Source organism: Lysinibacillus sp. FSL K6-0232 (assembly GCF_038008325.1).
Taxonomy (GTDB): Bacteria; Bacillota; Bacilli; order Bacillales_A; family Planococcaceae; genus Lysinibacillus.
The window spans coordinates 2,870,301-2,883,126 of sequence record NZ_JBBOYW010000001.1; the positions used below are offsets into that span (position 1 = coordinate 2,870,301).

Below are 12,826 nucleotides of genomic sequence, written 5' to 3' on the forward strand. Positions count from 1 at the left end.
GTCTTTCCGCCTCCTCAACATGTAATACGAATAATTACCATATTCGTTTCATTTTTTTGAAATAATATGCAAGTGATTGACTCATCTGCCTAACCAACAATAAAACTGATGCTATTTATTTCCTCATAATACCTTACCAAAAACCTAAAAAAAATCAAAGTCCATTCTCTTACATGAACTTTGATTTTCGATATTATTTCCCAGAAAATAATGAAGATGTGAGCTGCTTCGCTTCTTGCTGTCGTAATTCGACACGACGAATCTTCCCAGAAGAGGTTTTTGGTAGCTCCTCTACAAACTCAATAGCACGTGGATATTTATATGGTGCTGTTAATGCTTTTACATGCTGCTGTAATGTTTGTATAAGCTGCTGATCACCGATTTCACCATGATGAAGCACAATAAATGCCTTAACAATATTTCCTCGAACCTTGTCAGGGCTTGCTATAACAGCAGCTTCTTTGACAGCTGGATGCTTTATTAAGGCATCCTCTACTTCAAATGGTCCAATTGTATAGCCTGATGAAATAATCACATCATCCCCGCGTCCTTCAAACCAAAAATACCCATCCTTATCTTTGTAGGCACGATCTCCTGTAATATACCACTCACCACGGAATTGTAATTGTGTACGTTCAGGGTCTTTTAAATATTTTTTAAAGAGTGCAGGTGTTTCTTGGTGAACAGCTATATCTCCCACTTCCCCAACTGCAACAGGCTGACCCTCATCATTAATAATGTCTACTGTATTGCCGGGTGTTGGTTTTCCCATTGAACCAGCTCTTGCTTCCATGCCCACCATTGTACCGACCAGCAATGTATTTTCGGTTTGACCATAGCCATCACGTACTTGCACGTGACAAACGTCTGAAAATACTTTAATCACCTCACTATTTAAAGGCTCACCTGCTGACACAGCCTGACGAATAGCACTTAAATTATAGTGCTGTAAATGATTAAGTGCTGCCATAAAACGATATTCCGTTGGTGTGCAACATAGAACATTAATATTGAATTTTTCAAGCAATGTTAGGTAAGTAGCTGCATCAAACTTCCCTTTATAAACAAATGCTGTTGCACCGCTTCCTAGTGTAGCGAGGAATGGACTCCATATCCATTTTTGCCAACCAGGTGCTGCTGTAGCCCAAACAATATCATTTTCTTGGACACCTAACCAATGGGGTGCTGTTGTGCGTAAATGTGCATAGCCCCAGCTATGACTATGCACCGCAGCTTTTGGATTACCTGTTGTACCGCTTGTATAAGCTAAAAATGCAATATCTGTGCTTTTGGTTGGAGTAGCATTTATGTAAGTTGTTGGTTGCTGCTGCATTTTTTCTAGTAATGGCTGCCATGGCTTATGTGCATGCCCAATAACAAATTGCTGCATACCTTGTAAATTTTCTACCTTGTCGAATTGCTCAATATAAGGCTCATACGCAATAACGGCTTTTGCCTCTGCATGTTCAATGCGATATTCAATATCCTTTGTTCTTAACATTTCTGAGCTTGGTATAATGGTTAAACCCGCTTTTAGAGCAGCGATATAAACAATATAGGCTTCTACAGAGCGCGGCACCATTACAAGTACTACATCACCTTTTGCTAAGCCCTCTTTTGTAAAGACATGTGCTGCCTGATTTGCCTTTTCAAATAAATGTGTGTATGTAATCCATTGAACATTTTGATGTTCGTCACAAATAATTAATGCATTCTTTGTTGTATCCTGTGCATATTTTTCAATTTCCTCTGTGATGTTATACCATTCTGGTGCAATTAAATCTTGTCTGTTCACGGCAAATGCCCCCTTTTGTTATGACACATTATAAAGCTCCCTTTTTATGATTTTCAATGCTTTGCGCCCAATTTGCCAAAAGTCATGACAACTATCATATTTCGGTATATGGTATCAGTCATATTCATATGAATTCTCTATTGAATAAGCTAAAAAAATATGGTACATTTTGGTCAACTAAAAATAAGATTGCAGGGGGACTCATGATGAGTTGAGAAGGTAAAACCTGACCCTTTGAACCTGTTAGTTAATACTGGCGTAGGGAGCAATTTACATCTATCTTTACTGATGACAGGCTCTTTTACGTGTATTTTTACACAAAAAAGAGCCTTTTTGCATGCTTACGTCCATCCAACAAAGGAGGACTTATAATGATTATTGAAACAATCCGTAAAAAAAATCCATTAATTCATTGTATTACAAATTATGTCGTAGCGAATTTCCAAGCAAATGGACTCTTAGCAATTGGTGCCTCACCTGTAATGGCTGATGGCAATGAGGAGGTGGAGGAAATGGTGGCAATTTCCTCAGGCCTATTGATTAATATTGGAACACTAAATGATACAGCTAAAACATCCATGCTATTGGCTGGTAAAAGAGCAAACGCACTTGGTATCCCTGTTCTATTAGACCCTGTTGGCGCTGGCGCAACAGCTTATCGCAAGCAAGCTACACAGCAACTATTAAAAGAAATTCAATTTGCAGCTATTCGGTGCAATATTGGCGAGCTTGCCGCCATTGCGAATATAGATTGGCAGCAAAAGGGCGTAGATAGTGGAACTGGCTCCATTGCTATAGAGGATGAGGCAAGAAAAATCGCACGGCTTTATCAATGTATCGTCATTGTTACAGGAGAAAAGGACTTTATTACGGATGGCACTCAACAGCAATGGATTGCGGGCGGCAATGTGCAAATGACAGATGTTACTGGAACAGGCTGCCTCTTAAGTGCGATTTGCTGTGCTGCTTATGTAGCTGGTCAGCAGCCCTACCAGCAATTAGCTGAGGTACTAAAGCTTTATAAACAAATTGCTGAGCAAGCTGCCGCTGCTGCACAATATATTGGTGATTTTCAAATTGCTGTGTTAAATGAACTAAATCGTCTATCAAAGGATGGTGAGCAATAATGCAAATTGTTACAACGATTGCTGGGTCTGATAGCAGTGGCGGCGCTGGTATACAAGCTGATTTAAAAACCTTCCAAGAATTAAAAGTGTTTGGAACGACTGTTATTACAGCTTTAACAGCTCAAAATACACTTGGTGTTTCAGGTGTTTTGCCAATTGAGGCGGCTTTTGTAGAACAACAACTACAGGCATTGCTTGAGGATTTTTCAATAAGTGCTGTAAAAACAGGTATGCTATTTTCTCCAGCTATTATTCAAACAGTGGCACATACATTTGCTAATACAAACATTCCACTTATTATTGACCCTGTTATGATTGCCAAAGGTGGCGAAAGTTTATTACAGCAAGAAGCAATTGAGGCACTTAGCCATTATTTACTGCCAATCGCAACCATTGTAACACCAAATATTCCAGAGGCTGAAACATTAACAGGCAAAACAATCAACACAATCGATGATATAAAAGAAGCCGCTGACCATCTATTGGCAACAGGTGTACATTGTGTCATTATCAAAGGTGGTCATTTAGCAGATACAACGGATGCCATTGACTATGTATTTTTCAACGATGGGCAAGCTTTTTCAATGCAAACACCTCGTATTGCAACTAACAATACACATGGCACTGGTTGTACATTTTCCGCAGCATTAACGGCTTTTATAGGACGTGGTCTGTCGATTAAAGAAGCAATCATCGAAGCGAAAAAATTTATTCAGCTAGCCATTACACATGATTTAGCACTAGGTCATGGACATGGACCGACAAATCATTTTGCCTATCAAGACAGCAAAAATTGTTGTGAGGTGACTATTTATGAAGCGTGAAGATTTAGCGCTCTATTTTATAATGGGTACAGGTAATAGCAGACTTCAAGAACCACTCATTGTTCTAGAACAAGCCTTACAGCACGGAATTACCATGTTTCAGCTACGCGAGAAGGGGCACAATGCATTAACAGGACCAGCCTATGAAGACTTTGCACGCCATTGTCAGCAGCTGTGTCAGCAATATCGTGTCCCATTTATTATCAATGATGATGTAGAACTTGCGATAAAGCTTGGAGCAGATGGTATTCATATTGGTCAGAAGGATTTTCCTGTATGTAAAATTCGAGAAAAAATTGGCAAAATGATTCTTGGTGTGTCCGTTCATTCTCAAGACGAATTGCAAATTGCACAGCAATACGGGGCAGATTATGTAGGGATTGGTCCAATTTTTGCTACAACATCAAAGAGCGATGCCAACCCACCAAGTGGCACAGCATTTTTGCAAAGCGTACGCAGTGAAAACCGTGAACTTCCCATTGTTGCCATTGGAGGCATTAATTGTGCCAATGCACCAGCAGTTTTACAAGCAGGCGCAGACGGTGTTGCTGTTATTTCTGCTATTTGTGATAGTAAAGATATTGCCCATACAGTAACTATGTTCAGGTCGTTGTTTGCAGAGCATAAAAAAGGATAAATATAAACAAACTAAAACCAGTGCCTGTTACGGTCACTGGTTTTACGTTTAATAATTGCTTATGCTGCAATTATTGGTTGTTGTTTGGCATACCTTTTAATTGAGATTCTGCCATTTGTACAAGACGTTTAGTGATTTCACCGCCAACGGAACCGTTAGCACGAGCTGAAGCTTCAGCTCCTAATTGAACACCAAATTCTTGTGCAATTTCGTATTTCATTTGATCAAGTGCTTGTTGTACACCAGGTACTGCAAGCTTGTTTGAATTACGGTTGTTGTTTGTAGTCATGTTTCTCACCTCCTTGTGAATATAGAATGTGCGATATTAGATTTTTAATACAAAAATTTTAGAGGTAAATTGTGCCTCTATTGGGATACAGCAAACAATACAAAAAGCCGCCTCCAAATAGGTATTGGAAGCGGCGTGAAAACCTTTGCTTATAAAAGCTCAGCAAACTTATCTTGTTGTGGCTCATCTTTTTTAGGGAAAATATAGACCTCGCGATTTTGCACAGCTCGTGCAATCAGTTCATCAAAATCCGAGAAGCTTTCATAATGCTCTACTTTTTCAAGCTTTGGCTTTGTTTTTGGACTTGCTGGTGTAAAGATTGTACAGCAATCCTCAAATGGCTGAATAGATGTTTCGTATGTGCCGATTTTTTCTGCAATATCAATAATTTCTAATTTATCAGTTGAAATTAGTGGACGTAAAATCGGTGTATTCGTGACAGCATTAATAGCCGTTAAGCTTTCGAGCGTTTGACTGGCAACTTGTCCAAGACTTTCACCTGTAACAATGGCAAGAGCACCGATTTCTTCACGTACTTGATCGGCTACTTTTAACATCATACGACGCGTTGTTGTCATCGATACATTTGAAGGTACTTTTTCCTTTATTAAAACTTGAATTTCTGTAAACGGAATAACATGTAGACGAATGCTTGCACCAAATTTCGTTAATTCATTCGCAAGTACCTTTACCTTTTCCAGTGAATTTTGACTTGTATATGGTGGACTAAAGAAATGAATAGCTTCTAGACGTACACCACGTTTCATCATTAAATAACCTGCAACAGGGCTATCAATGCCTCCTGATAGCATTAATAAAGACTTCCCATTTGATCCTACTGGCATTCCACCTGCACCAGCGATTACTTGTGCCATCATATATATGGCATCATGGCGCACTTCAACACGTAATTCAATATCGGGCTGCTTTACTTGCACAGATAAATTTTTAAAATGTGGTAACACATAACCACCAATCTCGCGTTGAATAGCATGTGACTCTAAAGGAAATGTTTTATCTGTACGTTTTACTTCTACTTTAAATGTATGTTGCCCCTCTTTAAAGCTATCCATAATTGTAACAGCAAGCTGCTTCATGGTTGCTATATCTTTTTCACATGCCGCTACAGGGCTAAAGGATTGAATACCAAAAATTTTCGGTAGCCCTTCAATTAACGTTTGCATCTGTCTTTCGTTGTCAATCGCAATAAACATACGATCGCGCTCTGTACGAATATGTAGATGTCCTAAATCTACAAAGGCATGACGAATATTCTCACGCAAGCGGCGAATAAAGTCCATTTTATTGCGCCCTTTTGTAGAAAGCTCGCCATATCGAATTAAAATTTCTTTCCAAATCATTTGCTTTGTTCTCCTTTAAGTTCCATCATTACTTCCGCTAATACTTGTTGTAACTTTTCAATATCCTCGGCTGTGTTATATGCACCAAAACTCATTCGAATAACACTTTTTTTATAATGCTCATCAAGCTTTAATGCTTCCACAACATGACTTGTTTTTGTTTGTTTCGATGAGCAAGCACTTGATGTAGAAACAATCACGCCTCGCTTTTGCATGGCATTAATAATAATTTCACCCTTTAAATCACGCACACTAAATGAGAAAATATGAGCCGCTCCTTGTGGGGTCGATAAAATATGCACAGCCTCCCCATAGCTTTGGAGCTGCGCACAAATAGTTTCTTGCCATTGGCGATATTTTTTTGCACGCTCATCCATTTCTTCAACTGCCAGACGAGCCGCTTTTGCTAAAGCTACAGCTTGTGGAACAGCTACAGTTCCACTTCGCATGCCAAATTCCTGACCACCACCAAATGTATATGGCTGCCATCTCATTGCTTTACGAAATGCTAGTATGCCTGAGCCTTTAAAGCCATGAATTTTATGACCCGAAATTGACAAACTATCTGGTCCATCTTCTCCATTAAAAGATACGGCTAATTTGCCAAAGCTTTGCACAGCATCCACATGAAAAGCAGCTCGACTTATTTTATGGATAATGCTAGCTGCTTCAAAAATAGGCTGGATTGCACCCATTTCATTATTGACATGCATAATGCTTACCAAAATCGTATCTTTACGTAGTTTTGCTGTAAGCTCCTCTAAGGAAATTACACCGCTTTTATCAACGTTCAAATATTCAATCTCAAAGCCTTCTTTTTCAAGCTGCTTTACTGCCTCTAGAACAGAAGGATGCTCAATTTCCGTTGTTAAAATATGCTTTCCTATATGTGTATTACTGCGTGCTAAGCCAAAAATAGCTGCATTATTTGATTCTGTCCCACCTGAAGTAAATAGCACATTTTTCGCTGTTGTTTGCAAAATATCTGCTACTTGCTCACGCGCACGCATTAATAAGTTATTTGCTTCAACACCCATAGCATGAATGGATGCAGGATTTGCATAATACTGCTCATTCACAGCCATAAATGTCTGCATTACCTCTTGTAAAGGCTTTGTTGTTGCACTGTTATCTAAATAAATTACATTACTCATTATTCTTCACACACTTTCAACGCGTTGATTTAACGGTATTTATCATAACGCAATCTTGCCAGAATGACCACTAACTTTCACGATTATTTATATTTTGATGAGAAAAGGACACTAGAATATCGCTGAATGTTTTTAAAGAAACAAAAAACCTGAACTACTACGAAATACTAAAGAAGCATTTCATAGAATAGTTCAGGTTTCATTATTTTGATACAGATTCCTCTGCAACAATTTCTTGAATACGTTTTAAAGCACCCGGCTCCATTTCTTCAACGGCTGTTCCAGCTTCCTCTAATGCCTTAGCATAACGAAATTGATGGAATGCTTCCTCCGCTTCCGTTAAGCGCATATGCAATTTTGAATTTGTTGCACGATGACGATTACCATATTGAATAATACGCTCAATTAACATGACATTTTCAATTAGCTCATGTGCCTTTGCATTAACATCCTCTACACAAAGTGTCGCTGCATTTAAGTTATTATGCACCGTCCCCATATTTAGCGGCACTTCCTGCAAGCTTTGCATTACTACATAAATATGCTCTGCCGCTTCATCAAGGCGTGCATCCATCTCCTCAGGGATTCCTGGAATATTTGCCTTATTTAATATACGGTCTGTTTCTTGTAATATTTTCTTTAGTTTTTCTACTTGTGTACGTGCCTTATTTTCATCAATTCGTAGCTTTTTCATTGTATTAGAGAGATGCTCTTGTTCCTCATGAATACGCTCAAGCTCGTCACTAATCGCTATTAATTCTTCCTGTAAGCTTGAATACGCAGATTTTTCTTCTCTCACACGCATGGCTAATAGATCATAGCGACGTTGCAATGCCTCCAACTGCTTAAGAGCTGCTTTTGGAATTTCCGCATCCTTTTCGTTTAGACGATAGCTTTGCTGTACATAAGCTGCTTCCTCACCAACTAATTTAGTGGAAGCAATAATATTTGTAATGGAGCTTAATAAGCGATCACAGTTTTGATCAACATAATTTTTCGCAATAACCTCTTTTTCAAGTAAATCATAAAAATGGTCGATTTCTTCGTTAATTTCAGCTACGCGAGGCTTCACAACCGTTAATTTAAGCTCTGCTAAATCATTTTTCAAGGAAGCAAATTCTTTTTCATATTTATTTAATGCTTCCGTTAGCTCTAAATGCTGTAAATAATAAGATTGATCTTCCATTTCACGCTGACCATTTCGCAATTCTTGCACTGCCCCTGGAAGCTTTACTTGTAGTTCCGTTAAAATCGTTGGAATATCATTAATATAATCAAATATTTGCTGTGACTCTTGGTTTAAGCTAATAACGATTTCTCGCGCTTGTAGGTAGTTTCCTTCATTTGTAAGAACATCAAACTCATCAAACTTTTGAGCAAATCCTTCCAGCTTTTTCTCAAGTGCAGGCAATGCTACACCAAATGAATGCTGGTGGGCCAACAATGTTTTTCTTGCGGAACGATAATATTCTTTTAACTGCTCAATTTCAATTCGATTTTTTTCTTCGCTGCCAATTAATTCATTCAGTTCTTCTAAAATTTTATCTTTATCTTGGTCACACTTTTGAATATAATCCTCTATTTCGCGCTCTATTAACGTCGCTTTTTTAAAGCGAAGTCGATTAATTTGATCCTCAGCATCAAATAGTAATGAATCAATTTTTGTCATATGTACATCGATGACTTCATCCCAAATATTACGCCATCGCTCAAACATTTCTTCCGTTTCACCGTTCATGTTTAAAGATTTGACTTTTGAAATTTCTTCATTAATAGGTTTATGTTGAATTTGTAATTTTTCATGTTCAAGTTTTGCAATAATTGCAACATGTTTTCTTCGCATCATAAATCCCACTATGGCTAAAATTAATAGTAGGATAATCGGAATGATGATATACTCCATCGTAAGCCCCCTATTCTACAATAAACGAATTGGCTAGTTGTATTTATTATATACTATACTTTCGCCTTTTGTACTAAAATTTAAGTGTTTTACAGAAAACTGTTTTTTTGCTATTTTAAAATATTTAATAGCACAACTATAGAGCTAAAGGAGTGGTACATTATGAAACGCGATGGGCATATACATAGTCCTCATTGTCCACATGGCAGTTCGGATTCATTTGTTCAATATATTGAAAAAGCAATTTCTTCTCAATTTACAGACATAACATTTACAGAGCATGCCCCATTACCTAAAAATTTTGTTGACCCTACCCCACAGCAAGACAGCGGGATGCATCTAGATCAGCTTTTGCCTTACTTTGAGGAGCTGCAATGCCTAAAAAAGCAATATGCACAAGATATTCGCATCCGAATTGGGCTAGAGGTTGATTATATCATAGGCTTTGAACAGGAAACTCGTCAATTTCTTGACACGTATGGGCATTTTTTAGATGATGCTATTTTATCTGTCCATTTTTTACAATGGCAGGATACCTATACATGTATCGACTTTTCACCCGAAAACTTTATCGATTTTTCACAACAAGTTGGCTCTGTTGAACAGGTTTATCATTTGTATTATGATACTGTTCTACAATCGATTAAAGCAGACTTAGGTTTATACAAGCCAAAACGAATCGGGCATCCATCACTTATTCATAAATTTCAGCTAGCTCATGGTAAACAAATAAATGACACTATGCGTATTCAGGAAGTCTTAGATGCTATCAAGCAAGCAGGCTATGAGCTGGACTTCAATAGTGCTGGGCTTAGTAAAAAATATTGTCAGGAGTCGTATCCACCATTATCTTTTATGAAGTATTGTCAAGCCATTGAATTGCCATATGTATTTGGTTCAGATGCCCATACTGCCGATGATTTACATCAACATTACCATGTACTATTACCACAATCAATTACGCCCTAGCGTAATTGCGTTCGGATTTTTTTGAGTTCACTCGAAAAGCTCCTCTTAAAAATCCGCCACAATGTTTTCTGTACCGAAAGCGCTAGCGTCAGGTATATCTGCTGAGGCTTTTATCTTGGTTCAGTGAGCGTTTGGACACTCACTGAACCAAGATAAATAATAACTAAATGAGGTGCTTATATGTTTACACAAATTAATTATAATGGGTCCATTGCTGACCAATATGTTACATTATCTAAGCAGCTAGATGCGCTGCTAACAGGTGAAACAGATCGGATTGCAAATTTAAGCAATGCCACTGCCCTGCTAAATCAGTTTTTACCAAATATTAATTGGGTAGGATTTTATCTTTTACAGCAAAACGAGCTCGTTTTAGGACCATTTCAAGGTCTACCTGCCTGCGTAAGAATTCCAGTCGGTCGCGGTGTTTGTGGAACATCTATTGCCAAGCAAGAAACAATTATTGTGAAAGATGTGCATGATTTCCCAGGACATATTGCCTGTGATGCAGCTTCACAATCAGAAATTGTTATACCGTTGATAAAGCATAAAGAGATTATTGGTGTGCTGGATATTGATAGTCCAATCGTCAACCGCTTCTCTAAAGAAGATCAAGAAGGTTTAGAGCTATTTGTCAAAACATTGCTTACACATTTTTAGACTAGCTTTCACCATTAAAAATTGCCCTGAAATGTTGTTTATTGTCATTTCAGGGCGAATCATTTATGGTATTATCACTATTTGATGTAGTTATGTTAGGAATTGGGGTGAAAGGAACCATTGTGAACACAAAAACGATTTTTTCCGCTATTCTTTGCTTCGTACAAAGCCGTATCTGCATGTAAAAAGACAGATTGGAATGCTGGTCGATCCCGCTCATCCCACATAATCAATCCTGCTGAAATGGTTACTTGCGGATTAGTAGCTTTAGGCATGACCTCTACAATGGCTGCTGCCAATTCCAATGCCTCTTTCTCCTGTATATTGGGTACATAGACAGACATCTCTTCCCCACCCCATCGTGCACAAATACCACGATCACCAATTGTTTCTTTTAACTGTATTGCAATTTGCACAAGAATATTGTCACCAACTTGATGACCATACGTATCATTAACACGTTTAAAATTATCAATATCCATCAATAAAAACATGCCTGATTGATCACATTCAAGTGACTTTTCTACAAATTGATCTAAATAACTGCGAGCATAAAGTTTTGTTAAATGGTCTAAATCCACCATTTCCTGAAGCTGTGTTCGTAAAATCGAGTTGGCAATGGCTAATGATGAGTGATGAATAAGCGACTGCATTAATTTAAAGCTATCAAACGAAAAGAAATATGGTTCTTTGTGCAACACAATACTAAAGCCATTTATTTTTTCTTCCATTAAAATAGGAATGGCCATGATTGAACGGTAATTAATTTGCTTAGGGGTTAATCGGCTAAAATCGGCAATAAACAGCGGGTCATTTGTATGCTCAAAATGCTGCTCAACATGCTTGATATAGATTTGACCCTCCTCAGAGCTAAACAATGGTGTACTAGCATTTGCCACTTCAAAGGTATCATTCTTTTTAAACGCAAAACAAACTTCCATTGGTTGAAAAGATTTCAATAATTGTTTTTGTAGGAAAAGTAACATTTCATAAACGTCAAGCCGCATATTTAGACGATGTGATGTTTCATTGATAAGTTGTAAGTCACTAACGAGGCGATGTGATTGATGGTATAACTTTGCATTTTCCAGTGCATTTCCTGATGCTTGTGCAAGCATCCGCACAAAATCCTTTTCAGTTGTGGAAAAAAGGTATGTCGTTGGTGCACTTACTTGCAATATGCCGTAAATTGCTTGCCTGCCCTTAATAGGCGCATTTAATAAACGACAATTCAAATCACTCGCAAGCTCTGTGGTTAGCTCTCCTGATACAAATGCCTCAACTGTAGCAGGTCTTTCTGATAAATAATCAAAAAGCTTAATATCAATAGTTGTATGTCGATCTTGATCATTCGATAGTATAAGCTCTACATTAAACTCTGGAAAATTATCCTTAATATTTTTTAAAACGTTTTCTAAAATTACATCAATATCCATTGTTGAATGAAATAAATCCGTCACGTTATATAGCTTTCTGTATTGATCTTCATTTATCTTTAGTTCTAAATTATCTTTCATTGTTTGAAGAACTTTTGTTAATATTTCTATACATTCTTCGCCATAACTAGAGGCCATAAAGTCTGTCCAAGACTCTGTTGCCTCCACAAGTAATACACCAATAGGGTTTTTACCCTCTACTTGGAAAAGCACCATATCTGTCATCATGGAATAAGCTTGGTTTGTTTTCAATACATAGGGGATTTTTACTATTTTCTGTTGATAAAAATTAGCTTCAATCATTAGCCATGACACAGCATTTAACTTTGTTTCAATTGTTAATGAAGCCATTTCTTCAATAGGTATTAAAGAATTACCTTCAAAACTAAGAAAAGCAGCATTATCAATTTTTAAGCGCTTCTTTAGACACTGTTTAAATGAATAAAAATACCCATTAAAACTAGCTTGTTCTTCATTAGAACTCACCCACAAGCTCAAAACATCAGATTTTATAGATTTTAGCGTTTGTAAATGGTCTGTCATGAAATCACCTTTTCTATATAACGTACAAATCAATTACTATTAACTTATAATATATTATACATAATTTGTGTCATTTTGACTATGTAATTCTCCTTACTTTTATATTTTAACTTCTACAACATAGCATT

Annotated in this window: 11 protein-coding genes and 1 riboswitch; of the genes, 5 read left to right on the forward strand and 6 right to left on the reverse strand. The window is 37.4% G+C overall.

What is annotated here, in order from left to right; all coding sequences use genetic code 11:
• Positions 1-193: 193 nt before the first annotated feature.
• Positions 194-1,795: an acyl-CoA synthetase MbcS gene (gene mbcS, locus MHB42_RS13990; RefSeq protein WP_340806923.1), complete on the reverse strand. Its 1,602-nt coding sequence runs from the start codon at positions 1,793-1,795 to the stop codon at positions 194-196.
• A gap of 183 nt (positions 1,796-1,978) precedes the next feature.
• Positions 1,979-2,077: riboswitch (TPP riboswitch) on the forward strand.
• 89 nt (positions 2,078-2,166) lie between these two features.
• Here mbcS and thiM point away from each other — a divergent pair.
• The 3 genes from thiM to thiE are packed head-to-tail and all read left to right on the forward strand — an operon-like array spanning position 2,167 to position 4,383.
• The gene (thiM, locus tag MHB42_RS13995) at positions 2,167-2,922 is read left to right on the forward strand and encodes a hydroxyethylthiazole kinase (RefSeq protein WP_340806924.1); all 756 of its coding nucleotides are present in this window, start codon (positions 2,167-2,169) and stop codon (positions 2,920-2,922) included.
• On the forward strand, positions 2,922-3,746 hold the full coding sequence (gene thiD / locus MHB42_RS14000; protein ID WP_340806925.1) for a bifunctional hydroxymethylpyrimidine kinase/phosphomethylpyrimidine kinase: 825 nt from the start codon (positions 2,922-2,924) through the stop codon (positions 3,744-3,746). The genes thiM and thiD overlap by 1 nt, the downstream gene beginning before the upstream one ends.
• A complete protein-coding gene (thiE, locus tag MHB42_RS14005) occupies positions 3,736-4,383 on the forward strand; it encodes a thiamine phosphate synthase (protein WP_340806927.1) in 648 nt (215 codons plus the stop codon). The genes thiD and thiE overlap by 11 nt, the downstream gene beginning before the upstream one ends.
• 70 nt (positions 4,384-4,453) lie before the next feature.
• On the opposite strand, the gene MHB42_RS14010 is transcribed toward thiE, so the two are convergent.
• From MHB42_RS14010 to ezrA, 4 genes are all read right to left on the reverse strand, one after another.
• Positions 4,454-4,672, reverse strand: coding sequence for an alpha/beta-type small acid-soluble spore protein (locus MHB42_RS14010; RefSeq protein WP_340806928.1), 219 nt, complete (start codon positions 4,670-4,672; stop codon positions 4,454-4,456).
• Positions 4,673-4,821: 149 nt separating this feature from the next.
• Entirely contained in the window at positions 4,822-6,033 is a 1,212-nt protein-coding gene (gene thiI / locus MHB42_RS14015) for a tRNA uracil 4-sulfurtransferase ThiI (protein ID WP_340806929.1), read from the reverse strand.
• The gene (locus MHB42_RS14020) at positions 6,030-7,187 is read right to left on the reverse strand and encodes a cysteine desulfurase family protein (protein WP_340806930.1); all 1,158 of its coding nucleotides are present in this window, start codon (positions 7,185-7,187) and stop codon (positions 6,030-6,032) included. Before MHB42_RS14020 ends, thiI begins: the two co-directional genes overlap by 4 nt.
• 202 nt (positions 7,188-7,389) lie before the next feature.
• Positions 7,390-9,090, reverse strand: a complete 1,701-nt coding sequence (gene ezrA, locus MHB42_RS14025) for a septation ring formation regulator EzrA (protein ID WP_340806931.1) — start codon at positions 9,088-9,090, stop codon at positions 7,390-7,392.
• A 162-nt stretch (positions 9,091-9,252) separates the two neighbouring features.
• On the opposite strand from ezrA, the gene hisJ reads away from it, so the two are divergent.
• Together hisJ and MHB42_RS14035 are read left to right on the forward strand one after the other, a co-directional pair.
• Positions 9,253-10,059 carry a histidinol-phosphatase HisJ gene (gene hisJ, locus MHB42_RS14030; RefSeq protein WP_340806932.1) on the forward strand — a complete coding sequence of 269 codons (807 nt, stop codon included), beginning with the start codon at positions 9,253-9,255 and terminating at the stop codon, positions 10,057-10,059.
• 180 nt (positions 10,060-10,239) lie between these two features.
• Positions 10,240-10,719, forward strand: coding sequence for a GAF domain-containing protein (locus MHB42_RS14035; RefSeq protein ID WP_340806934.1), 480 nt, complete (start codon positions 10,240-10,242; stop codon positions 10,717-10,719).
• 95 nt (positions 10,720-10,814) lie between these two features.
• On the opposite strand, the gene MHB42_RS14040 is transcribed toward MHB42_RS14035, so the two are convergent.
• A complete protein-coding gene (locus tag MHB42_RS14040) occupies positions 10,815-12,641 on the reverse strand; it encodes a sensor domain-containing diguanylate cyclase (protein WP_340806936.1) in 1,827 nt (608 codons plus the stop codon).
• Positions 12,642-12,826: the final 185 nt, after the last annotated feature.